At 44.4% G+C, this 22,345-nt stretch carries 23 protein-coding genes; 11 read left to right on the top strand and 12 right to left on the bottom strand.

Features of this window, described 5'->3' with window-relative positions:
* Positions 1-147 precede the first annotated feature (147 nt).
* On the bottom strand, positions 148-1,251 hold the full coding sequence (lptF, locus tag AAAA78_RS11570; RefSeq protein WP_340592206.1) for an LPS export ABC transporter permease LptF: 1,104 nt from the start codon (positions 1,249-1,251) through the stop codon (positions 148-150).
* 118 nt (positions 1,252-1,369) lie between these two features.
* Between lptF and AAAA78_RS11565 the strand changes: the two genes are divergently transcribed.
* The 4 genes from AAAA78_RS11565 to AAAA78_RS11550 all read left to right on the top strand — a co-directional run bounded on the left by AAAA78_RS11565 (position 1,370) and on the right by AAAA78_RS11550 (position 4,330).
* A complete protein-coding gene (locus tag AAAA78_RS11565) occupies positions 1,370-2,365 on the top strand; it encodes a hypothetical protein (protein WP_340592205.1) in 996 nt (331 codons plus the stop codon).
* 85 nt (positions 2,366-2,450) lie between these two features.
* Entirely contained in the window at positions 2,451-2,777 is a 327-nt protein-coding gene (trxA, locus tag AAAA78_RS11560) for a thioredoxin (protein ID WP_295904853.1), read from the top strand.
* Between the two features lie 54 nt (positions 2,778-2,831).
* Positions 2,832-3,509, top strand: coding sequence for a hypothetical protein (locus AAAA78_RS11555; protein WP_340592204.1), 678 nt, complete (start codon positions 2,832-2,834; stop codon positions 3,507-3,509).
* A gap of 230 nt (positions 3,510-3,739) precedes the next feature.
* A complete protein-coding gene (locus tag AAAA78_RS11550; protein ID WP_340592203.1) occupies positions 3,740-4,330 on the top strand; it encodes a hypothetical protein in 591 nt (196 codons plus the stop codon).
* Positions 4,331-4,336: 6 nt separating this feature from the next.
* On the opposite strand, the gene AAAA78_RS11545 is transcribed toward AAAA78_RS11550, so the two are convergent.
* From AAAA78_RS11545 to mreC, 8 genes are all read right to left on the bottom strand, one after another.
* Entirely contained in the window at positions 4,337-5,239 is a 903-nt protein-coding gene (locus AAAA78_RS11545; RefSeq protein ID WP_340592202.1) for a class I SAM-dependent methyltransferase, read from the bottom strand.
* Positions 5,240-5,248: 9 nt separating this feature from the next.
* Complete coding sequence (locus AAAA78_RS11540; protein ID WP_295904846.1) at positions 5,249-5,893, bottom strand: iron-containing redox enzyme family protein; 645 nt, start codon at positions 5,891-5,893, stop codon at positions 5,249-5,251.
* 14 nt (positions 5,894-5,907) lie between these two features.
* Positions 5,908-6,627, bottom strand: coding sequence for a hypothetical protein (locus AAAA78_RS11535; RefSeq protein ID WP_340592201.1), 720 nt, complete (start codon positions 6,625-6,627; stop codon positions 5,908-5,910).
* A 285-nt stretch (positions 6,628-6,912) separates the two neighbouring features.
* The gene (locus AAAA78_RS11530; RefSeq protein ID WP_340592200.1) at positions 6,913-7,632 is read right to left on the bottom strand and encodes a lytic transglycosylase domain-containing protein; all 720 of its coding nucleotides are present in this window, start codon (positions 7,630-7,632) and stop codon (positions 6,913-6,915) included.
* A 264-nt stretch (positions 7,633-7,896) separates the two neighbouring features.
* Positions 7,897-9,021, bottom strand: a complete 1,125-nt coding sequence (gene rodA, locus AAAA78_RS11525; RefSeq protein WP_340592199.1) for a rod shape-determining protein RodA — start codon at positions 9,019-9,021, stop codon at positions 7,897-7,899.
* On the bottom strand, positions 9,021-11,018 hold the full coding sequence (mrdA, locus tag AAAA78_RS11520) for a penicillin-binding protein 2 (RefSeq protein ID WP_340592198.1): 1,998 nt from the start codon (positions 11,016-11,018) through the stop codon (positions 9,021-9,023). The genes rodA and mrdA overlap by 1 nt, the downstream gene beginning before the upstream one ends.
* Entirely contained in the window at positions 11,015-11,551 is a 537-nt protein-coding gene (locus tag AAAA78_RS11515; protein WP_340592197.1) for a hypothetical protein, read from the bottom strand. Before AAAA78_RS11515 ends, mrdA begins: the two co-directional genes overlap by 4 nt.
* Positions 11,548-12,537, bottom strand: coding sequence for a rod shape-determining protein MreC (gene mreC / locus AAAA78_RS11510; protein WP_340592196.1), 990 nt, complete (start codon positions 12,535-12,537; stop codon positions 11,548-11,550). The genes AAAA78_RS11515 and mreC overlap by 4 nt, the downstream gene beginning before the upstream one ends.
* 142 nt (positions 12,538-12,679) lie before the next feature.
* Between mreC and AAAA78_RS11505 the strand changes: the two genes are divergently transcribed.
* Together AAAA78_RS11505 and AAAA78_RS11500 are read left to right on the top strand one after the other, a co-directional pair.
* Positions 12,680-13,717, top strand: coding sequence for a SurA N-terminal domain-containing protein (locus AAAA78_RS11505; protein ID WP_340592195.1), 1,038 nt, complete (start codon positions 12,680-12,682; stop codon positions 13,715-13,717).
* Positions 13,717-14,355, top strand: a complete 639-nt coding sequence (locus AAAA78_RS11500; protein ID WP_340592194.1) for a hypothetical protein — start codon at positions 13,717-13,719, stop codon at positions 14,353-14,355. Before AAAA78_RS11505 ends, AAAA78_RS11500 begins: the two co-directional genes overlap by 1 nt.
* Here AAAA78_RS11500 and AAAA78_RS11495 read toward each other — a convergent pair.
* Complete coding sequence (locus AAAA78_RS11495) at positions 14,342-14,767, bottom strand: hypothetical protein (RefSeq protein WP_340592193.1); 426 nt, start codon at positions 14,765-14,767, stop codon at positions 14,342-14,344. The two genes, AAAA78_RS11500 and AAAA78_RS11495, sit on opposite strands and share 14 nt — an antisense overlap.
* Positions 14,768-15,051: 284 nt before the next feature.
* Between AAAA78_RS11495 and AAAA78_RS11490 the strand changes: the two genes are divergently transcribed.
* Together AAAA78_RS11490 and AAAA78_RS11485 are read left to right on the top strand one after the other, a co-directional pair.
* Positions 15,052-15,789: a hypothetical protein gene (locus AAAA78_RS11490; RefSeq protein WP_340592192.1), complete on the top strand. Its 738-nt coding sequence runs from the start codon at positions 15,052-15,054 to the stop codon at positions 15,787-15,789.
* A 113-nt stretch (positions 15,790-15,902) separates the two neighbouring features.
* A complete protein-coding gene (locus tag AAAA78_RS11485; RefSeq protein ID WP_340592191.1) occupies positions 15,903-16,979 on the top strand; it encodes an endonuclease/exonuclease/phosphatase family protein in 1,077 nt (358 codons plus the stop codon).
* 29 nt (positions 16,980-17,008) lie between these two features.
* Here the strand turns inward: AAAA78_RS11485 and AAAA78_RS11480 are convergent, their stop codons facing one another.
* Together AAAA78_RS11480 and AAAA78_RS11475 are read right to left on the bottom strand one after the other, a co-directional pair.
* The gene (locus AAAA78_RS11480) at positions 17,009-17,413 is read right to left on the bottom strand and encodes a cytidine deaminase (RefSeq protein WP_340592190.1); all 405 of its coding nucleotides are present in this window, start codon (positions 17,411-17,413) and stop codon (positions 17,009-17,011) included.
* A 53-nt stretch (positions 17,414-17,466) separates the two neighbouring features.
* Complete coding sequence (locus tag AAAA78_RS11475) at positions 17,467-18,036, bottom strand: Maf family protein (RefSeq protein ID WP_340592189.1); 570 nt, start codon at positions 18,034-18,036, stop codon at positions 17,467-17,469.
* Between the two features lie 98 nt (positions 18,037-18,134).
* Here AAAA78_RS11475 and folE2 point away from each other — a divergent pair, with 98 nt between their 5' ends.
* The 3 genes from folE2 (at position 18,135) to uvrA (ending at position 22,344) form a co-directional block, all read left to right on the top strand.
* Positions 18,135-19,046 carry a GTP cyclohydrolase FolE2 gene (gene folE2 / locus AAAA78_RS11470; protein WP_340592188.1) on the top strand — a complete coding sequence of 304 codons (912 nt, stop codon included), beginning with the start codon at positions 18,135-18,137 and terminating at the stop codon, positions 19,044-19,046.
* Between the two features lie 117 nt (positions 19,047-19,163).
* Positions 19,164-19,655, top strand: a complete 492-nt coding sequence (locus tag AAAA78_RS11465; protein ID WP_295905956.1) for a Fur family transcriptional regulator — start codon at positions 19,164-19,166, stop codon at positions 19,653-19,655.
* Positions 19,656-19,743: 88 nt separating this feature from the next.
* Positions 19,744-22,344 (top strand): excinuclease ABC subunit UvrA, encoded by a 2,601-nt coding sequence (gene uvrA / locus AAAA78_RS11460; RefSeq protein WP_340592187.1) that lies wholly within the window; start codon positions 19,744-19,746, stop codon positions 22,342-22,344.
* The last annotated feature ends 1 nt before the right edge of the window (position 22,345 follow it).

Raw genomic sequence — 22,345 nt, 5'->3', positions numbered from 1 at the left:
AAATGAAATGATCTAAAAAATTCTTTTGCAAGCCACCGGGATTGCCCCTACCATTTGAGTTAAGGGAGGGGCGATGTGGTCAAGGATGACCGTGGTAGTATGGATGCTACTGCATCGCTCTAATTTTTAGACCGCCGCCTCTACAGCCTAGTTCCAATTTCTTCTTAAAGCCTCAGCACCCAAAATTGCAAAAATCAAATTAGGTGTCCAGATTGCAATCGCTACTGGTAGCGAACCACTGCGTGCAGCACCTTCGGCAGCCACGTACAGGATCCAATAAAAAATAATCAGACCGATACAAAGAATCATACCACCAGCCTTAGCCGCGCGACGGTTGGTCGTTGTTCCTAAGCCCACACCAATCATCGCAAAGACAATGCAGAGTGCAGTGATTGCCCAGCGCTTGTGGTATTCGGTGCGCAGAGTGCGCTCAAGATCTTTGTCTTTCAGATCTTCTTTAAGGCGATGGCGAACTTCTTCCAAAGTTAAAGACTGTGGAGACTTTGCTTTCTCATCGGTATTAACAGGTTCAGAAAAATGCACGTCATAAGTATCAAAGCTGATCTTCGTATGTGTTTTCGCCTGGCGGTGAATTTCACCATTTTTAAGGCGTAACAAAACTTCATGGCCGGGACGTTCTGGATCGGGGATGATATCGCCATCTTTGGCGATAATCGTTAAGGGCACGTCGCCTGATTTTTCATCGTAAATAAAGACCTTCTTTAGAAGTCCTTTGTCAGAGTTCACCTCATTGGCGTAAACGACCATGTCAAAAAAACCTTCAGAGAAAGTTCCTTCTTTGATCACGGCACCCGCTTTTGTGTTCGCCAGACGAGAATAAAGAACCTCAAACTGTCGGTTTCCCCAAGGCGCGATATTGAACGACATTTGCGCTGAAATAATTCCGACAAACGTGGCTAAAATCAAAGCGGGCATCAGTAAGGTTCCCATAGGCAGACCTGAGGCCTTCATCGCCACGATCTCAGAATCTTGGCTAAGGCGACCGTAAGTCAAAAGTACCGAAAAAAGCAAAGCCATAGGAAAAAGAACAGGAAGAAGTGATATCACGACATAGCCGATGATTTCGGCGATAGTTTTAAGAGTCACACCGTGAACCAGGGCGAACTCTGTCAGGCGCAAGACCTGAAACATGAGGATGATTGAAATAAAGACCAAGAGTCCCAAAATGAAGCTCGGAAGCATCTCAAAGAAAATGTACTGCGCGGCTTTTTTTCCGTAAAAGATACTCAAAAAGGAGTCTCCTTGTGAATGCTGTCTATTCTAGTCTGAGGGCTCATTCGTGTCATCGCGCCCATTGTCCAGAACCAAGCTTATTGACGGTAAAGCATCCTTATCTGACAATGATGACATGAACAAGATTCTTTTGGTTTACGAAGATTATGCCGACCTGATGGAGGTGGAAGCCACACTGAAAAAAGTGGGCTTTGATGTCATCGGTCTTTCCAGCGAATACGCAATCGCGGAGCAGATGTTGGCATTCAATCCGGATCTTGTTGTAGGTGCCGGCCGCGGAGGAAAAGTAAACTCCCTGGGCGTTGGAAAACGTTTGAAAGAAATGACCCGCTGGCAGGGAAAGTCAGTGCTTATTTTCCCGGCAAACTTCAAACCCAATCCTCAGGATCTTATTCGCATTCGCGTTGATATGATTTTGGAAGCCCCGGTTCCGCCTTTACGTTTAGTTCAAGTGATCGGAAAAATCTTAGGACACGATGAAGCCGTATTGTTGGAGCGCTTAAACAAATCAATGCATGTCGAGAGTCCTCAAAAGACCGGATCCTCGGTTGCTGGCGGAAAGTATTCGACAGAAGAAGAAGCCATTTATGTTAAAGGAACGGTTGAAGGGGAGTCTTCAGAAGGGTCTGAGCAGGCTTCGTTGGATGTTGAGAGAGTTCATGAAAACCCTCAAGAGTTCATGCTAAATACAGAAGAACAAGAGAGAAAAGTCTCTTTTCGATTTGGCGATCGAATGTCAGCGGCTTCCGAAGAGCGTGCTGCCACTCCGGATGAAGAGACCGCATTTCCGGATGTTGATTTAAAGTCCTTAGAGCGCGAACTTTTAGGCGGAGGCGCTCCGGAAGTGGAGAGAATCGAAGCCGATGTGGAGGAGCAGGAACTTCAAGTTAAGGCCCAAAAAGACCTGCAAAAATCAGAAAAGGACCTTAAAGAGCGTATTGCAAAATACAGCGAAATTGTTGCAGATGTGAAGGTCTCTCCGAAAAGCACGCTGACTCGAGTTGAGGCGCGTCGTCGCCAACGTGAGCTGGAAGCGGATTGGGACCCGCAAAACCTCAACGAACTCGACGAGTTACGACGCCAATTCACGAAGGCTATGTTTAAAAAATAATTGATCCTTGTGCATCTTGACGGTAGACCTTTTGATGTTCAAATTAATATAAGAAATCGGTACTTGATTTAGACGGAGGCCATTCATGGGCACATTTACAACACCAGTCACAGATAGTTCTTTTGAAACAGAAGTTTTGAATTCTTCGACACCAGTCCTCGTAGATTTTTGGGCAGAATGGTGCGGACCTTGCCGTGCTTTGGCTCCAAAGTTGGAAGAAGTAGCTCAAGAGCTTGGTCAAAAAGTAAAAATCGTGAAGGTGAACGTGGACGAGAATCCTGGAACTCCAGGTAAATACGGCATCCGCGGTATTCCTGCGATGTTGCTTTTCAAAGGCGGCAGCGAAATCGGTCAGCTTGTAGGAAACCATCCTAAAGATGCGATCTTGGATTTTTTAAATAAGAACGTGTAAGCGTTCACGAAGCCCCGCTTCGAGCGGGGCTTTTTTTTTGTCTTTTTTCTTTCTATGGCTAAAGTCAATTTTCAAGAAAATATATCTCTGCGGCTCCTTGAAGAGTTCAAGGTCGTAGCGCAAAAAGTTTGTATGATGTTAGCCGCCGAAGGCGTGCATCGCAGACCCTATGTGGAAGATCTTCCTTATTTCCAGTCCCTCTCTTTAGAAAAGAAACAAGAGATCGTGAAAACCTTGGTCTTTTTTAAAGAGCTTTGTGAAGAACAAACCGCCGAGGGGTATAAGTTAAAAGACAACTTTACGTTCGTGTGGAGAGCTTTTCGCAAACTAGGATATGTCCCGCGCGCCGATGTTTTTAATTTTATGTCGGATGAAGATCTTGTGGAGATTTACTCAAAGGACAATAAGCAGCTTTATTGTAACTTCAAATTCTTTGAATGCTGTTCATACACACTCGAAGAACTCTACTCTTTGGAGTGGTGGAATCTCTACGAAAGAGATCCGGCGATGACTTCGAAAATTTTTAATGCGGCCTCGAAAGTCATCTCAGGTGACATTACAGAGAGTTATGTCCCGCAAGTTGAACCCCACCTTTTAAAAGAAATTCGCAGTGAAGAGAAAAGAGTTTTTATGCAGCAGATAAAACTCATGAGTCCTTTAAAGCGGGACAAGCGCGTCGATGCGATTCTGGTCATCGAATCTGCAACGCTGGTGGAAAATCGAAAAGTCTAGTTCGCCTGAAGATTGCATTTGGGTAATAATAAGAAGAATGACGGCGAAATTCTTCTAAGTGACATTCACAAGATGGACAAAATAAAAAAATCAGAATATTGTTGAATCTCTTGTTTTAATCAACAAGTTTTTATTTAAATTCGAGGAAATTTGTGGAAATACTAAAAACCCAAGATGAAACCTCCCTTAAACTCAATGAGTCATTCAAGTCGCTAGCTCAAAAAGTTTGCATGCTATTTGCGACGGAAGGCGTTCATCGTAAGCCTTACGTTCCAGGACTTCCTTATTTTGAAAAACTCTCTGTCGAGAAAAAACAAGAAGTCGTGCAAAGTTTGACTTTCTTCAAAGAGCTTTGCGAAGAACAAGTTGCTGAGGGTTACAAGCTCAGAGACAACTCTACATTCGTTTGGAAAGCATTCCGTAAGTTGGGATTGGTTCCACGTTCGGATGTTTTTAATTACTTAACTGACGAAAACTTGGTTGAAGTTTATTCTGCGGATAATAAACAGCTTTATCGCAATTTCAGATTCTTTGAATGCTGCACTTATACTCTTGAAGAACTTTATTCTTTAGAGTGGTGGCATCTTTATGAACGTGACCCTCAAGAAACAATGAAAACTTTCGAAGTTTGCAGCAAAGTTTTCAATGGTGAAATCACTGAAAGTCACGTTCCTGGTTTGGGCCCTCACTTCTTGAAAGAAATCAATTCAAGCGAGAAAAGAGAGTGCTACATGGAAATCCAGTTAATCAGTCCTCTGAAAAAGAACAGACAAACTGAAGCCATCGTACTTATCGAGACTGTAAAAGGTCTTTGGAATTAATTCTTATTACGCAGCCAACTTTTTAAAGTTGGCTGTGTTCACAATGTGCCGTAACACCTGCCAGTCCGATTTAGCCTCGTCACTTCTAAGTAAACCTGACGCCTGCCAATCATAGCTCTCACGTAAAAAAATCTTTTCTCTTCCGGCGGGCAGACCTAATAAAGCCAAATGCGAAGTCAGCCCTGTGGGTACCATCTGCACCCAAACTCTCTTCGTATTTTTGGGAACGCAAGTGGCAAGTTCCTCCGCAGTCCAGCCTGCATACATTGAGTTTCTGAAGTCCTCATACATATCTGGCATGTTGAGTTTGATGAATTCTTCTCCGGCAAGAGCCACAAATCGGTCGGTGATTTCGGCTGTTTTAAGGCGACCTATATCTGTAAGAACAATGATTCCGTCAGGTTTCGCAGCCTTCTCGCTGGCGGTGAGGACTCTACGCACGCTCGCTAGATCCGGCAGGTGATGGGCGGCGTTTGTAAAGCTGACCAGATCAAACGAATGATCCGACTCATGGAGATTAATAACGTCGCCGGTTTTAAATCGCACTTTTCCCTCAAGTCCGGCGAGCTTCGCATTTTGTTGGGCGATGGACGTCATCGGTTGAGACAGATCGACTCCGAGCACGTGTTTGTAGCCTAGATAATTTGAAAGTCCCATCGTAAGCAGACCCGGGCCTGAACATAAATCCAAAGCGCTATGGTTCGAGTTTTCAGAACGACAGCGATACATTAAATCCATGGCTATGGCGTAATTTGAAGTCATGTTCGTGTTCAGTACGCGATTGTACTGATTCACGTTTTGTTCACCGTCCGTCACGCCGGAAGGCTCTGGCGTGCGCTGTAAAATCTGTGGCGACTCCATATTATCTTTTACTAACTGAAGAAAAAGATCTTGTCTGTTTGTAGTCATAAAAACCTCTTAAGCTGCTTTTTGTCCTTTTTGTTTCGCCCATTTTTGGCTGATCGCTTCAACCATGCCCATGTAGAAAAAACTTGTTTCATTGAGATTTTTCTCGATACTCTCCAAAGCTTCCGGAGGCAGACCCTCAAGAAGTTTTAAACCCTTGGCGAAGTGGCCGACATCTTCTTCACCGTGCAAGCGATAAAAGGTGGAAGCCCTTTCACCGTAAATTCTTGTCGTTGTATCCGCAATAGCCTGAAGACTGTGCGCTGAAACGCCTTCCAAGTAGTAAGCGTATCCAAAATGGGCATACGGATTTTCATGATCGAAATAATAATATTGTGATTGATAAAGTGCTGACGTCTGTGGCCTTTCTGGAAAGTCTTCTACTTTCATTCCTAACGCCTTCAAATCGTTAATCAGCATAATGTCATGACCGTTTTCTTCCGCTAAATGCTTTATCAATTGGCGGTGAAGAGGGCGGTCTATTAAATTAAACTGCGCAACGCTCGTTGCGATGAACGTCATCGTGTGGCGAACATAGTAATATGTTTGCGCGAGAAGTTCTGCATACGCCTCTTTTTGTTCCCAAGGGAAGTTGTCGAAAAGAACCTGGGTCTGCAAAATTTTTTCTTCAAACTTTTGTGCCAGTTGTTTTTTCATGTGTTCTCCAATAATTAAACTGCGATTTTTAAATGGCTTCGTTTTGGTAAACGCGTGGTTAGATCAATCCGGCGATTCCAATAGAGATTGACTAAACTGGCAACAGCGGGATCCAAATGAGTGCAATTGAGTTCTCGGGGAATAACCATGTATTCCACGGGAGTGTTGTAGAGATCTGTTTTTCCGTAGGAAACTCCGCCGCATTTGGCGAGCATGTCATTGGCTCCGACGTCCATTCGACACGCGCTGACGGCGGCATCCACGTCCAAGTAGGCGGCCACTTGAGCACCTAAAGCACAAAAAACGTGGCCCAAGCTCACACCCACTTTGGATTTTCGCCAGGCCGGATCCACCGTAAGATACTCAATGGTCATGACGTGACGAATGCCGTTTTTTCTAAGTTGTTCCGTAAATTGAGGTCCATAGTTGTGCATGAAATAAATATGATCGCGCGAAGCTTCGAGTTCTAAATCAAATTGGCAATACAGATGTATTCCCGCGATTTCATCTTTATGCGAAAGAATGGTAATAAAATCTTCCCGTAAAAAATCTTCTTTTCTGAGGACGTCTCCTTGCATGCCATTTTCTTTGAAGACATTTCTCCAGAAGGCTTTCCAATAAGCGTAAGCTTTGTTGTGCAGCTCCGTGGGTTGTCGATCGTGAAGATCTTTACCCGTGATAATCGTATAGTCCAAATCGTACAGTAAAGGTGAAATCGAACCATTGTCCTTCATAGGCATTTTTCTCCCGCCTGCAAAAACAGGCGAACTGTTAGCGTTAATCTTTCTGGAATGTTTGCAGCTTTATCATGATGGATTTGCAACGCTATAACTTGTCGGCGTAACAAAGTTTTTTTGTTAGAGGGAATCAAACATAAACAAAACTTTAATATTCGTGTCTGCTTTTGGTGCGGATCAAAAAGAAATGAACAAAATCAAAAAAACTGTAAAGTGGCTTTTACAGTTTTTTTGATTTTGTTTGTAAAAACGAGAAGAAAATTTGTTCTGATCTCGTCCGAATTAATTAGACGCTACGATAAGACTGTTGCTATCTGAGATTCTCGCGTAAAGTTCGCCATAGTTTTTCATCACACGAGTGTTATATTCAGCAGGCTTCATATTCTTTGCAAGCAAGCGGCGCACATTCTTGGGACCCATATTGTATGCGCTGACATACTTCACGGCTTTGCCGTTGAATTCTGTGCGCAGGTAATTCATATACGCAAGACCGATGCGGATGTTTGAAGATGGATTTTCCAAAGTCTTTTTGCCATTCCACGCAATGCCATATTTTTTTGCGATCCATTCTGCGGTGTCAGGTTTAATTTGCATCAAACCAATTTCGCCAAAGCGACCTAAAGCCAATGGATTGAATTTACTTTCTGTTTTAACTACTGCTAAGACAAACACAGGGTCCATTTTATATTTGGCACTTTCTGTGATGACAGTGCGAGCAATAGCGCGGGCCTGAGCTTTCCAGCGAGGAGCTAAAGAATTTTGTACTTTAGTGTGAATCATTTCATTTAAAGCTCTTCGGCCTTCAAGCTTTTGAGCATCACTGCCTTTGTAGCTACGACCAAGAAGTTCCTTGGCGTGTTCTACGCGTGAAGCCTCATTAACGACTTCTAGCGCTGACACATTCACTGTGTTCCAGTGGAAGAAATCGAAGTTCATATAAAGAGCTGACGTGAGCGTTGCGGCTGCTAGAGCGAGTCCGATTTTGAGATGTTTCGTTTTCATATCCGCGACCTCCTGTTACAGAGAGGTAAGTTCAAGGGGCGTGCCGAAACCTTAAGTGCGCGGAATGAATGGGTTCTTAGAATGAATCACCCCTCAAAAGGCATTCCTTCGAGGTGATCAAAGCGGGTGTCAATCAATGTCTAGACAATGTCTGATTAGTGGTTAGTCGAATTAGGACGGATTCTCTCTTCGAGACGTTTCGCTCTTGGATGGTGGTTTTTAGAGAGACGTCGAAGGCACAGCCAAATTGTGCCTTCGAGTTTTCTAGAACAGATATCTTCTGTAGGCGACGCTGGAGATAATTCCTAAGCCCGCCATGGTGGTAAGCATGCTTGATCCACCGTAAGATAAGAGTGGTAGTGGAACCCCGACGATGGGTAAGAGTCCGATCACCATCCCGATATTTACGAACATGTGCCAGAAGACGTAACACAAAACGCCGACGGTTAAGAGGGCTCCGAATTTATCTCTTGCGTTGGTGGCGATTCGGATTCCTGTTACGAAAAGGAAGCAGAAAAGACCGATGACGGAGATAGATCCTACGAAGCCGTGTTCTTCGCTGAGAACTGAATAAATAAAGTCCGTGTGACGCTCTGGAAGGAATTCAAGTTGGGATTGAGTTCCTTTCATAAATCCTTTTCCGAAGAAGCGGCCTGAGCCTACGGCGATTTTAGATTGGATGCTGTTGTATCCAGTTCCGCGCGGATCGTTTGTTGGCGATAAGAACGTCAAGACACGATTTTTTTGGTAGTCATGAAGGACGAACTTCCATGCGACCGGCAACGCGATGATTCCCAGTGTGATGATGGAAGCCAAGATGACGCGTTTGATTTTTGAGAAGATCAACATCGATCCACCGATGGCCGCCAACATCATTGCGGTTCCCAGGTCGGGTTGTTCAACGACGAAGACGAAGGGAATTCCCAGAATCATCAACGGTGTGAACATCTCCTTAAAGCCCATCCCCGAACCGTGCGTGTTTCTTGTAGCTAGAATTTTTGCCATCATCATGATCAAAGCAAGCTTCATCGTTTCTGATGGTTGGTAGCGGAAGAATCCAAGGTCAATCCAACGTTGCGCTCCCAAGGCGATTTTACCAAAGAAGGTCACGTAGATAATGGCACCCAGGTTTAAGACGTATACGACCAGCGCAATACGACTGACGATGGAATAATCTAGTAATGTCATTACTAAGAATACCGTCCAACCCACAACCAACCACATGATTTGCGAAATGAATAAAGACGCCACATCTGTGGATGTCGGACCGTGAGTGGCACTGTAAAGATTGATAAGACCAATCACATTGAGCGCCAAAATCACGATGATTAAATTAATATCTAATTTCTTGAAGAGAGTTCTCTCTTCAACGTGCAGTGAGCTAAACATTATTCTCCCTCACTTGTGGTCGCAGCTTCCACTTTAACTTTTTTAACGCCTTTGTTCTTCAGCGCCTCTGCGATGATCTCTGGGTGATATTTTTCAAAGTATTTCTGATAGATTTCGCGGGCGATAGGAACTGCCCCCGTGTTACCGTGGCAAGAATGCTCAGCTAAGATCGCAATGACGATCTCTGGATTTTCCGCGGGAGCATAGGAAACGAACCAACCATGGTGGCGCATGTGCATCGGACGCGACGTACAGCTTGCATAGATCTGATCGGCAGAAAACCCCATGACCTGAGCTGTTCCAGTTTTACCTGCGAACTCAACGCCAGGAACTTTCCAGTAACGAGCTGTACCCTTGGTGCCATTGGCAACCAGGCGCATACCTTCTTTGACGACTTTGAAAGTTTCAGGACTGATTTTAACACCATTAGGTTGTGCTTGAGTTAAATCGCGAACAACTTCCGGGAAGTTTTCACGTAAAACTTTTCCGTCTTGATCCATGATTTTACGAATCACAAACGGCTTTACAACTTTACCTTCCGTGGCAATCGCGTTGTAAGCAATCGCCATGGAAATCGGAGTCACCGTCACGAAACCCTGACCGATTGCCGTGCTGAGGTTTTCCCCGGCTTGCCATTCTTCACCGACGGTCGCCTTTTTCCATGCTGAGTTCGGCATGATTCCCGAGATCTCACGAGAAAGCTCAATGCCGGTTTTTTGCCCGATACCCATGTTATGGATATAGTCGTACATTTTATCTACACCAAGAGCGATACCCATTTTATAGAAGAACACGTTCGAAGATTCTTCGATCGCTTGGTACACCGTGATGTTTCCGTGACCTTGTTTCAAAGAGTCATGGTAGGGACGGCGACCAAAATAGAACACACCTGGTGCACTAACTACGGTTGTTGGAGTGATTACTTTTTCTCCAAGAGCCGCTACCGCAACCAACGGTTTAAACGTCGAACCAGGAGCTGTGTGATCTTGAATGATTTTATTGCGCAAAGGTTTGAACGGATCGTTGATCAGTTTCGACCATGTCGAAGGAGAAATACCTGTTGAAAATTCATTCGGATCAAAAGACGGATTGCTGACCCAAGCCAAAACCTCGCCATTTGTTTTCATGGCAAAGATCGCTCCGATGTGACCGCGATTATCAGCGCCTGTCTTATTGAAGGATTCAAAAGCTTGTTTTTGCAAATCGCGGTCAATCGTCAAAACGGCATTGTTACCGTGAACGGCGATTTGATCTTTGATCTGCTCTCCGTAAATATTCGGAGTTTGTGTGGCGGCTTCACGTCCATGGGCATCGACTTGAATAAAGCTGATGCCATCCGTGCCACGAATGTCTTTTTCAAGAGTTTCTTCAAGTCCACTCTTACCGATGATGTCACCTTGATCGAACTTCAGAGCACCTTTATAGAAATCATTCAAAAGCGGAATCTGGCGTTTCGAGATTTCACTGACATAACCAAAAAGCTGCGCGCCGTTTTCACGAAGAGGGTAGTAGCGCACAATAGATTCACGAATCTCAAGTCCCGGAGTATCCAGGCGCATGCGTTTTAGGCGAAAGACTTCTTCACGGCTTAAGTTTTCTTTCAAACGAATCTGCGCAAAAGGACCGTTTTGTTTGCGGCTCTTTTGAACCTTCACCATAAGTTTGTCTGGTTCCATGCCGAGCACAGGTCCCACGGTTTTCGCAAGATCTTCCAAATTCTCAATATATTGAGGCGACAAGATCGCTTCAAAGCCCGGCAGATTTTCCACCAACACTTTGCCATCGCGATCCAGCATCAAACCACGGGGAGCCGAGATTTTATTTTGCTTGATACGGTTTTTTTCCGAGAACTCACGAAGTTCGTTTCCTGAAATGACTTGCAGATACCACAAGCGCATTGTGAAAGCGACCAAAGTGAAAGCGATGGTGATGTAAAATATTTTGTATCGACTCTGATACTCTTTTGCTTCGTCCGGATTACTGACGTAAGTACTCATAACTCCAATCCTCCGGGCTCGTGAACAAGTTCATCCTGCGAAATCTTATCGATTTTGGCGAGAACCCAATACATGGGAAAAGCAAAGGAGGGCGTCAAGATGATCTGTACAAGGCGATCGACAATTTCGAAACTCGCGGGATTTTTTTCCATCACCATGGAACCAAAGAAATAAATCAGGTGATAGGCCACAGCCGAGAATGCACACATAATAGTATAATATCCCGAGCCACTCCAAAAGACGCGAGTTTTGATTCCATAGACCAAAGTAAAGAGAATCAAAAGACTGATCCACATCATCTTAAGAGGCATTGCCGTGAACGCGAGAAGTGCAAAGCCCATCGCGTAAATCGTGATGATCGCAGGAAAGGGTTTGCGATAAAGGGTCACATACACAACTAAGTTCAGCCACAAAAGCGGGGATGGGACATTGCCAAAGAGTTGAAACCAAAACGTCGTTTGAAATCCCGCGACCATGATCAGAACTGCAAATAATACGAGAAAATTCAGAATCACATTCCAACGGATTTTCACGGACGTTTCTCCTCAGGTTTTTTCGGAGCCGCAGGAGCGGGAGCCACTGGAGTCGTCGCAGGAATAGGACCTTGTGCGGCCGGAGCAATTGCCGGAGTCACACCTTCTGCCGTGATCGGCGTTTCAGTAGAGGCTTGTGGCGCATATTTATCGCCAAAGTCTTCGTTGGCGGCAGAAAGCACAACAAATACTTCTTCCACTTTGTAAGGATCTACCACCGGACGCAAATCCACTTTCAAAGAAACGCTGAACGTTTTCTTTTCAACCGATTCAACAACTGCAACAGGAAAACCTTTCGGGAAGATATTATCAAGTCCGCCTGTCACAACAAGGTCACCTTGTTTCACGTCTTCCGTTTTCTCGACGTATTTCAAAGAAAGTGTGCTGCCGTACTGAGATTTACCTTCAACAATGCCGTGGGCGCGAGTTCGTTGAACAATACCGTCAACCACTGCATAACGATCTGTGATCAACATCACGTGAGAAGTGAAAGGTTCTGGTTTAAAGATGTAACCAAGAACGCCACCTGTTGTGATAACGGCTTGTCCTGATTTCAAGCCGTCCGCAGTTCCTTTGTTAATTGTCACAGTGCTGTGGTCAATTACCAGATCACGTCCGATCACCTGTGCTGCCATCAGATTCATCTTTGTCTGATCTTTGAAAGATAAAAGTCCGCGCAAGCGGTCGTTCTCTAAAAGCAACTCATTCATTTTTTCTAAACGAGCTTCCAGTTCATTGTTATGACTCTGCAACTCTTCGTTGTGCTTTTTGATGTTGATAAGATTCACGTACATCGCTGTCGTGTCTTTCACGCCATGGCTGAATCCGTAAAAAGTCTCGGACACAGCACTGCCTAAAAGAGTGAAGGGTTTGGAAAGCCAGTTCGATTCTTGAGGTCTTTGCTGCATGTTGATGGAAATGAGCGGCAAAGCCAAAACAATCCCGATCATCACAAGTTTCTTGAGATCAAAGTTGAAAAAATTCAAAAGTCACCTTCTATTACGCGTATTAATAATCAAACGCTAGTCAAAGTGCCGAGAGATTTCAACAATTTCCCCTTGAAAAAATAAGAAATTCGTTAGGTAATGGAATCCGCTTACAGCAGGCTTGTTTAAGGAAGGAAAAGTTATGAGCGATAGTATGGCTGATAAAATGAAGAGAAAGCTCTCTACAAAGAGTGTTACGGCAATCGTTCTCTTCGGTGCGATCATTCTGGTTTTCGTGTTTTTCGGTTTGCCAGGCCGTTTGGGAGCTGGTGTTGGTTCCGTGGCGCGCGTGAACAACAGTTTGATCTCTTTGGCTGACTTCCAGCAGGAAGAAAATCGTATTCAGCAGTACTACCAAAATCTCTTTGGAAGTCAGATGGATTTTAGCTCTCAGCGTCAACTACTTCGTCAGCAAGCGCTAGAAAATCTTGTGCGTATGGAGCTTGTTTCTCAAGCTGCGCAAAAAAACGGCATTCTTGCGACGGACGCGGAAGTTCGCGATTTTATCGTGAAAGACATTCCTTTCTTCCAACAAAATGGTCAATTCCAGCGTGAATTCTACAGCCGTTACCTTGAATCCACTCGTTCAAACCCAGGCGACTTTGAAAACAAAGTTCGTAAAGACATTGCAAACGTGCGTGTTCGTCAAATGTTTGAACTTGTTTCTGCACCAACAGCAGCAGAATTTAAAAAGCTTCAAGATTTGAAAGCGCAAAAGATCAATGTTCTTTTTGTGAAAATTGATTCAGAAGCAGCTTCCAAAGCGATGACAAAAGAAAAAGCGGAAGCAGCTATCAAAGCTTTGGATGAAGCTTTGACTAAAGGCGACGAAACAGCGGTAAACGCGCAACTTAAAGAATTGAAAGCGTCTTGGGAAGAAACAGGTTTGGTAGAGTTGGGGTCTGATAACTTCCCAAAAATCACAAGCGCTGTGGCAACAGAAGCGGTTTTCGAGCTTAAGAAAACAGAACCATTGTTGAAACGTCTGGTTCGTGACGGCAACTCTAAATACGTTTTGAAGTTGAAAGAATCTAAAGTGGAAGAAGTGAAAGCTTTAGAGCCAATGACGGCTGAAATGATGCAAAAACGCCGTGGCGACGGTATGTTTGAAGCGTGGGTGAATCAATTCCGTTCAAACTCTCACGTCACAATGAACACGCAAGCGTTGCAACTTCAATAATGTTGCAGCTCGTTCGCGAAGTTCCCATTCGAATCGTAATTCAAGGAGCCCTGTCTTCACGACGGGGCTTTTTATTTCATCTTGCTGTTGGATTTAGTCATGACATTGATCCGTTGTCAGGGATGAGTGTGAATTTAATGTTCGTGGATGAGTGGCTGTGGAAGCTAAAAAAGGATTTAGAAAAGGATCCTTTTATATCTTCTAGAGAAAGTCTCAACCACGCTTTTGCAGAAATCATGGCGGTGACTCGCCTTAATCTCACGCAAAAAGCGGCGGAACTTGGAGTGATTCTTTCAAGTCTTACTTTTCGCGAAGAACGTGGGTGGTCCTTTTCCTGGAATTCTTCTCAAGCGCCTGAAGAAATGATGTTTCAATATAAGCACTACATTGAATCAATTCCTAAAGAAGGGGCTTTTGATTTAATTCGTTTCGCTTTTGATTGGGAACGAGTGCAGGGCTGTGAAGCCGACTATCAGCACGAAGGTTTTTTACTTTTAAAACCTATTGCCAATAAAGAATCCGAAGTCCTCCGCGAAGAACTTGCGAAGGTTGTTGGTCATGTGCTTCCGTCGGGAAGCACACTTAAAAATGTTCAAATTGAATATTTGGGCGAGAACTACTGTCTTACTTTGCCCTAACGCAGTTCACAGTGCCCGCAGAAGGAGCGACTTTGCCACTGCATTGAAATGCGGTCGTGAGAAAACCTTTGGTGAAGCCACTGTTTTTATAGAGAATTAACTTTCCGATATTGCAGCCATCAGAGTCTGCAGAAACTTTCCAGTCGCCATTATCAAGATCTTCGTAGCCGCCATCGTACAAACCATCGAGCCAAAATTTTTCTTGCTTAGCTGGCTGGAAGTCAAACCAGCGCATGCACCATTCACCATCGGCTTCTTTGCAGACGACATCGCCCTTAGAAATTTCGAACGAAAGTTGAATTTTAGATTTATCAGCTCCCTTGGGAGTGATATCGCATTTATATTTACCATCAGTGATTGCAAAAGCTTGAGTTGTACTTAAGAACAAAAGAGCCAAAAAGATTTTTTTCATATCACACCTCATTCTTTAGATGGGGTGATATACCACAAGGTCTCCCAAACCTTCTGACAAGATTTGAAGACAGGGTTGAGCCTGTTCTATTTTCAGGAATGTTTAAAATATCATCTTCGTGGATTTTCTCTCGGCGAACAAGAGAGCCTCTTTTGTCGCTGATACAAAGTGCTAAACAGGGACGCTCAAAGAAACCACAGTGGATATCACTTTAAGAGCATTTCAATAATTTTTCTGCAGGTCTTTATCTTGCTAAGGAATCCATCATAAGCAAGGAGTCCCGTATGTTCATGAAGAAGTCATTGCTCTTATTGTTAAGTCTTTTAGGTCTTTCCTCGGCGGCGAGTGCGACGACATGTCTATGTGAAATCGATACGACGATCAAAGCGGAAATGAAGTACTATCGAATGGGATGCAACTCCTGGCTCAATCGTCTGATCAAACAGAACAAGTGTGACTCGTGGGATGTGCGTGAGATCGGCGACCGCTATGCGCCTCTTAATCTTCCTCATATGGCTGGAAATAAATTGATCCTAGGATATGTGGGGCACTGGAGTAGCAGTGATCAAACCAAGAACTATATTGATTACGTTCTTTTACCGACAATGAAAAGCAAAGGCATTTCTATTGAGTACGACAACACGGCGTGCTTGGCGACAAGTGACAGCGAGGACTTGCAAAGTTATCTTCTTAAGCACGTGAAGCCTCAGCTTCGAAAAAACCAATATATGGCGATGAAGGGCAATCAGGGAATTAGCATTGGCTTGTGGGACGATGTCTTTGGGCCTACCGCTAACTTTTATTCTTACGTCGATACCCGACGAACAAAACCTGTTTATCCAACATGTGCGGAGTTCGAAAATAAAAAATGTCTTGGACCTAAAAACTTTTTAGGAAAGCTTTTGGGATCAGCGCAAGTGCAAGTGGGAACCACGGGTTCTTGTAAGAATCAACAAGATCAGTTGGTGTCATTGACCTGCGATGAGGTCGCAAACGGCAAGTATATTTGGGTGAAGATGTAGGCGAAAGAGCGCCCTGTATCAAACTTAGACAGCTTAAAACAAACTGAAAGGGTTCTCGGCTTTGTATGGGAATTGAATGTAGACCCTTAGGAATAAATCCGTGAGGGCAGACTATGGGCATTTCAAAGCTTTTGGTACTTGGAACGTTGTTGTTTTCTGCACAAGTAAAGGCTGAGCAATACTGGCAGGCGGACCCTCGTCCTCCTCGTTTTTGTGTTCAAAACTTCAATGCCTATGGGCCGATTTACGCAAAAAATATCGAAGGTCGCACAGAGCGAATCGCGGGTTTCTTACAAGGGATTCCCAAGTGTGATGTGGTGCACTTGCAAGAAGTTTGGAATGACTCACACATTGTTCAATTCGAAAAAAGTTTAAAACATCAATATAATATCAGCGCTCCAAATAAAGATGAAAAGATCGGTTTGATGTCGTTTTTTATGGGCGATATCAAAGGCCGCCAAACTGTGGACTTTAACGTCAACAATGAAGGCGGGGTTCTTGACTCAGTTCGCTCTGCTTTTAACGTTAAAAAAGCTTACCATATCGTGAGATCTAATTTCTTTGGTATCGATGAAGATTTCTTTTTCATGAATACGCATTTGCACCCCACATCGAAGGCCGTTCGTATCACGCAGATTTTGGACATCTTGCAATGGCGCTTAAAGCATCAACAGTTGAAGCTTGTGTTCTCTGGAGATTTTAATTCCGACATCGACAGCGTTGAAAGAAAATTCCTAATGAAGACATTAGGAGCGCATGACTCAATGGAAGAGTATTTAGGACAATATCCGAAGGGCTATTGCACATACTGCTATGGAAACCCCTTAGGTTGGATGCTCTCAGATCATACGTTTGACTACATCTTTTTCTCAAACGTGGGTGAGTCGGGCACAACCTTGAAAGCGACAGAAGGCCAAGTTAATATGCGCGGAACTCCTCGCGAGCCTTGGTCTGATCACTATGGTGTGCGTGTGGAGCTTTCCGTAGAGCCTGAAACATCGCAGATCACTGAAAAAGCGTTGGAAGCTCGTCGTACAGACACAATTGAAATGTTGGCGGTCGCTGAGTACATCTTAAAAGAAGAAAAAGGTGAAGAATTTAAACCTTACATCACTCTTGTGCAGCAGCTTTCAAGCCAGCTTAAAAATCGCACGGGTGCTTTCAACTCTTACTTTGAAAAATTCAGATAAAAGAAAAGGTACCAGGTACCTTTTTCCTCTTAATCTAGGTGTTTTGGTGTGAAAGCTTCAGGGAAAATTTCCGGGAACTGGAAGCTTTTTATTTTACCTTGAAGATTGGCTGTGTGAATCACGGTTTGTTCATTGGCAAACTCTGCAATCACCTGACGGCAAAATCCGCAAGGAGGCCATGGTTTTTCAGCGTCGCTGACCACCAAAACCTCTTTGATTTGTTTTGGAGCGCCTTCGCTGACGGCTTTAAAAATCGCCACACGTTCTGCGCAAACCGTTCCGCCGAAAGAGGCATTTTCAACATTGCATCCAGAAAAAATACGTCCGTCACTCATCAGGACCGCAGCGCCGATCAAAGCGTTAGAGTAGGGAGCGTGAGCTCTTTTTTGAGCGTCGCTAGCAGCATCGAAAAGTTTTTTTTGTGTTTCTGTCATTTAAGTCCAGTTCCGCGAGCCGAGCTCGCTCCACATCCTGCGGCGCAAGCCGCTCATAGTCCCACATTCTCTAATATTTTGCTGAGTTCAATCAAGGGTAAACCTTGAATCGCGGTGAAATCTTGGCTTTCAATTTTATCAAAAAGCATAATGCCATGTTTTTCGATTTTATAACTTCCAGCGCAATCCGTCGGCATATCCAACTTCACGTAGCGTTCCGCTTGCTCACGGGAAAGTTTTTTCATGTGCATGCGCGTGATATCGGTATAGGAAATCTTTTTATCTCCATCAAACACACAGATCGCCGTGATAAGTTCATGAACTTTTCCCTGCATGGCAAGCAACTGTTCGACGGCTTTTTCTGCCGTATGGGACTTTCCTAAAATACGTCCTTCAAACGCCACAAGCTGATCGCCGCCAATCACGACGCGGTCCGCGCCCTTAAGGCTTGCCGCTTTAAGTTCGGCCAACTTTTCCGCCAAAGCTCTTGGAGAAAGGCTCGGATCTTTCTCTTTTTCTTCGTCGATCAAAGGGGCCTGAGCCGTGAAACCGTAAGCCAATCGAGAAAGCAGCTCTTGGCGGTATTTAGACGTACTTGCGAGGATGAGTTGTTTTTGTGCCATAGGGCCGCACTATAGTGCATTATCGATGTAAAAACTATAATTTAAGAGCCAAAGGGGCGAAATTGCGGTAGAACATTCTCGAATTGGACAGACCTCTTATGACGAAAACGAATCTTCCTGACGTAGCTAAAGAAACTCATTCCGAAAAGTATGCGCCTATTGATTGGGTGGGAATGGGTTCCATCGAATTACCTTTATTATTAAAACAAGCTGACGGTGTTTATCGAATTCCAGCGCGTGCGGACGCGAAAGTCAGCCTTGATAAAAAACCTTCGCGCGGTATTCACATGTCGCGTTTGTATCTGATCACGCAAGACATTTTGACGAAGAACGAAATGACTTTGGGACTTTTGGGAAAAGCGACGGATGAGTTTTTGAAAACTCACGAAGACCTTTCCACTCAAGCTCTTGTGCAAGTGCAGTTTGAAGCTCCCTTGGTACGTAAGGCTCTAAAGAGTACAAATCAAGCTTGGCGCTCTTATCCAGTAGTGCTTTCTTCTTTTAATCAAGAAGGGGCAAAGAGCTATTTTGTTGAAGTGGTTGTGACTTACTCAAGCACGTGCCCCGCATCGGCGGCTCTTTCTCGACAATTGATTCAAGATGGTTTCAAACAACAATTCCAAGATCAGTCTTTGGATTTTGATGTGGTTCATTCTTGGTTAGGAACTCCGCAAGGAATCGTGGCGACTCCGCATGCGCAAAGAAGTTTTGCTCGTGTGAAAGCGGAAGTCGGTCCGAATTATAATTACGCAGATTTGATCGACATCATAGAAGAAGCTTTGCAAACGGCGGTTCAAGGTGCGGTGAAAAGGGAAGACGAGCAGGAGTTCGCTCTTCGTAACGGACAGAATCTCATGTTCTGTGAAGACGCCGCTCGCCGTGTGAAAGAGGCTTTGGACGCGAAAGCAGGTATTTTGGATTACGTTGCTGAGTTTAGCCATGTCGAAAGTCTGCATCCTCACAATGCTGTTTCTCATATTTCTAAAGGTAAAAAACTTCGCAGTTTTTAATAGTTTAGGGGGCTAAGCTCCCTGAATCCGCATGCTACTTAATAATCAATTGATAACGATTCTTAATTATTTGGACTTCCCAAGGGGGATCCCCTATAACTGACCCTCGAGGTGACCATGGGTAAAGACACAGTTCCATTTCTGCCAAGACAGCACGATGAAGACATTGTTGTTCATCATGATGATTTTGACGAAGCAGAGCTTAAGCGTATTATCCGTGCGCTCAACTTGAAGGTCACAACTCAACGTATGGCGATCTTAAAGGCTCTTCATGAGGGCCGTCGTCACGTCACGGCGCAAGAGCTTTATGAAAAGCTCAACAAGATTCATCCTGAGATTGGATTTGCGACTGTTTATCGTTTCTTGCGTACGCTGACTGAAGGCACATTTGTGACAGAAGTTCGCATGGGTGGACTTCCTGCTCGTTACGAGCTGACTCCGAAGGGTCACCATGACCATTTGACATGTGTGAAGTGCGGAAAAATCTGTGAATTTGAAAACAGAGCGATTGAAAGTCTTCAAGAAAAAGTCGCGAATCAATTCGGATTTAAACTAACACATCACATCCTAGAGCTTTATGGTGTGTGTCCTGCGTGCCAGGCTAAATAAATCTAAGGGTCGAAATTTTTTGACCCTCCTTCCTAATTGCTAGACCTGTATTGTCTATTCCGCGCTTTCCATTCTACAATGTGGGCTTATGTCACAAGCTGAAGATGGAATCATAGTAAAAGGCGCAAAAGAGCATAACCTGAAAAACGTCAGCGTGGTTATTCCTCGGAATAAAATCACGGTGTTTACGGGTTTGAGCGGCAGTGGGAAATCCTCACTCGCTTTTGACACTGTCTATGCAGAAGGACAACGTCGTTACGTTGAAAGTCTGTCGGCGTATGCGCGAAATTTCCTTGAGCAATTAAAAAAACCGGAAGTGGATTCCATCTCTGGACTTTCTCCGGCGATTGCTATTGATCAAAAATCAGTGAGCACAAATCCTCGCTCCACTGTGGGAACGGTGACAGAGATTTACGATTATCTTCGTTTGTTATATGCAAAACTGGGAATCCCTGAATGTCCGATTCATCACATCCCAGTGACCAGTCAAACTCCGCAACAGATTATTGAAGACGTGATGAAAAAGAGCATGGGCACGAAGTTCTATGTTCTGGCTCCCATGGCTTCAGGGAAAAAAGGGGAGTTCTTAGCGGAGTTCCAACGCTGGGCTAAGAAAGGTTTTGTGAAAGCCAAAGTCGACGGCAAGATGATTGATCTTGATAAAGCGACGAAGCTTGCAAAAACCAAAACCCACGATATTGATCTTGTTGTCGATCAGTTGATTCTTAAAGACTCCATGAAACTTCGTCTTTCAGAAAGTATCAACACCGCGCTTTCGATGGCGAATGGCCGAGTTATTATTGAAACTCTGGACGGCGAACGCGTTTCCTATTCACTTCATTCGGCGTGCCCTGAGTGCGGATACAGCTTTCCTGAAATTGAACCGCGTATGTTCAGTTTCAATAATCCGCGCGGAGCCTGCCCGACATGCAATGGTTTGGGAACCATCGACCTTGTGGAGGAAGAACAATTTTCAGACTCGGAAGTCGGCGGAAAAAAATTAGATAAAGTCGTTTATAAATACAAAGGCAAAAAAACTTCGGATGAAGATGACGAAGAAGATGAAGAAATGGTTTTATCGGCGTGTCCTGATTGTCATGGCTCACGTCTAAGACCGGAAGCGCTCAACATTCGTTTGGGTGAAAAAACGATCGCGGAGCTTGCGGACCTCGGTGCCGTTGAGTTGCGTGACTGGATTTCAAAATTGAAGTGGAAATCCAAAGACCAATTAATCGCTGAAAAGATCGTCAAACAAATTGTCGCACGTTTGGATTATTTGATTCGTGTGGGAACGGGATATTTATCTTTAAGTCGTCCCTCAAGAACTTTGTCGGGTGGTGAAGCTCAGCGCATTCGTTTGGCAACGCAAGTCGGTTCTTCGTTGATCGGTGTTCTTTACGTGATGGACGAGCCGAGTATTGGTCTTCATCCGCGCGACCATCACCGTTTGTTAAATATTATCGGCGAGCTTAAAGATCGTGGAAATACGATTCTTCTGGTTGAGCATGATGAAGATACGATTCGTTATGCGGATTTCGTTGTCGACTTGGGTCCTCGCGCTGGTGTTTTAGGTGGTGAGATGATGGCCCAAGGAACTCCGGAAGAACTTGAGAACAATCCAAAATCACTGACAGGAAAATATCTTAAAGGTGAGATGCGCATTCCTGTTCCCGCAGAACGCCGCAAAGGCAATGGTCAGTTTCTAAAACTGACAGGAGCTAGCGGAAATAATCTGCACAATGTGGACATGCAGATTCCGCTGGGCACATTCACGGCAGTAACCGGAGTTTCAGGTTCAGGAAAAAGTACGCTGATCATCGACACTCTTTATAAAATTTTAGCGCAGCATTTTTATAAAGCGTCAGCACAGCCGTCGCCTTATAAAAAAATTGAAGGTCTTGATAAGATTGACAAAGTCATCGACATCAATCAAAGACCGATTGGCAGAACACCGCGATCTACGCCAGCGACGTACGTAGGACTTTTCCCAATGATTCGTGATCTCTTCGCGAATCTTCCGGATTCAAAACTTCGTGGTTATGAACCAGGTCGTTTTAGTTTTAACGTCAAGGGCGGTCGCTGCGAAACGTGTATGGGACATGGACAAATCCGTGTGGAGATGCACTTTCTTAGCGATGTCTTTGTGACCTGTGATACATGCCAGGGACGCAGATACAATCGTGAAACGTTGAATATTAAATACAAAAGCAAATCCATCGCGGATGTTCTTGAAATGAGCGTCAGTGAAGCGTTGGAGTTTTTCAAAAACCACAGTCAGATTTATCGCAAGCTTGAAACTTTGCATCGCGTAGGTTTGGATTACATGACTCTGGGGCAAAGTTCGACGACCTTATCGGGTGGTGAAGCGCAACGCGTGAAGCTTTCTAAAGAGCTTTCTCGTCGCGGTACTGGCAAAACGTTGTACATCCTCGATGAGCCGACAACGGGTCTGCATTTTGATGACGTTCGCAAGCTTGTAGAACTTATTCAAGAGCTCGCAGATCAGGGCAACACGGTGCTGGTGATCGAACACAATATGGAAGTTGTTAAATCGGCAGACCATGTGATTGATCTAGGACCTGATGGAGGAAAAGGCGGAGGCTATATCGTCGCCACCGGAACTCCAGAGCAGGTTGCTAAAGTTTCAGGCAGTGAAACTGGTAAATTTTTAAAACCTGTTTTGAAATAAT

It is taken from the genome of Bdellovibrio sp. BCCA (genome assembly GCF_037996825.1).
Lineage (GTDB): Bacteria > Bdellovibrionota > Bdellovibrionia > Bdellovibrionales > Bdellovibrionaceae > Bdellovibrio.
Note: the sequence above shows the minus strand (reverse complement) of the source record. Positions and strands in the feature narration are given on the sequence as shown.

Excerpts from the sequence above, each read along its gene's own strand:
- AAAA78_RS11565 (WP_340592205.1), top strand. The coding sequence starts at position 1,370 with ATGAACAAGATTCTTTTGGTTTACGAAGATTATGCCGACCTGATGGAG.
- trxA (WP_295904853.1), top strand. The coding sequence starts at position 2,451 with ATGGGCACATTTACAACACCAGTCACAGATAGTTCTTTTGAAACAGAA.
- AAAA78_RS11555 (WP_340592204.1), top strand. The coding sequence starts at position 2,832 with ATGGCTAAAGTCAATTTTCAAGAAAATATATCTCTGCGGCTCCTTGAA.
- AAAA78_RS11550 (WP_340592203.1), top strand. The coding sequence starts at position 3,740 with ATGCTATTTGCGACGGAAGGCGTTCATCGTAAGCCTTACGTTCCAGGA.
- AAAA78_RS11545 (WP_340592202.1), bottom strand. The coding sequence starts at position 5,239 with ATGACTACAAACAGACAAGATCTTTTTCTTCAGTTAGTAAAAGATAAT.
- AAAA78_RS11540 (WP_295904846.1), bottom strand. The coding sequence starts at position 5,893 with ATGAAAAAACAACTGGCACAAAAGTTTGAAGAAAAAATTTTGCAGACC.
- AAAA78_RS11535 (WP_340592201.1), bottom strand. The coding sequence starts at position 6,627 with ATGAAGGACAATGGTTCGATTTCACCTTTACTGTACGATTTGGACTAT.
- AAAA78_RS11530 (WP_340592200.1), bottom strand. The coding sequence starts at position 7,632 with ATGAAAACGAAACATCTCAAAATCGGACTCGCTCTAGCAGCCGCAACG.
- rodA (WP_340592199.1), bottom strand. The coding sequence starts at position 9,021 with ATGTTTAGCTCACTGCACGTTGAAGAGAGAACTCTCTTCAAGAAATTA.
- mrdA (WP_340592198.1), bottom strand. The coding sequence starts at position 11,018 with ATGAGTACTTACGTCAGTAATCCGGACGAAGCAAAAGAGTATCAGAGT.
- AAAA78_RS11505 (WP_340592195.1), top strand. The coding sequence starts at position 12,680 with ATGAGCGATAGTATGGCTGATAAAATGAAGAGAAAGCTCTCTACAAAG.
- AAAA78_RS11500 (WP_340592194.1), top strand. The coding sequence starts at position 13,717 with ATGTTGCAGCTCGTTCGCGAAGTTCCCATTCGAATCGTAATTCAAGGA.
- AAAA78_RS11495 (WP_340592193.1), bottom strand. The coding sequence starts at position 14,767 with ATGAAAAAAATCTTTTTGGCTCTTTTGTTCTTAAGTACAACTCAAGCT.
- AAAA78_RS11490 (WP_340592192.1), top strand. The coding sequence starts at position 15,052 with ATGTTCATGAAGAAGTCATTGCTCTTATTGTTAAGTCTTTTAGGTCTT.
- AAAA78_RS11485 (WP_340592191.1), top strand. The coding sequence starts at position 15,903 with ATGGGCATTTCAAAGCTTTTGGTACTTGGAACGTTGTTGTTTTCTGCA.
- AAAA78_RS11480 (WP_340592190.1), bottom strand. The coding sequence starts at position 17,413 with ATGACAGAAACACAAAAAAAACTTTTCGATGCTGCTAGCGACGCTCAA.
- AAAA78_RS11475 (WP_340592189.1), bottom strand. The coding sequence starts at position 18,036 with ATGGCACAAAAACAACTCATCCTCGCAAGTACGTCTAAATACCGCCAA.
- folE2 (WP_340592188.1), top strand. The coding sequence starts at position 18,135 with ATGACGAAAACGAATCTTCCTGACGTAGCTAAAGAAACTCATTCCGAA.
- AAAA78_RS11465 (WP_295905956.1), top strand. The coding sequence starts at position 19,164 with ATGGGTAAAGACACAGTTCCATTTCTGCCAAGACAGCACGATGAAGAC.
- uvrA (WP_340592187.1), top strand. The coding sequence starts at position 19,744 with ATGTCACAAGCTGAAGATGGAATCATAGTAAAAGGCGCAAAAGAGCAT.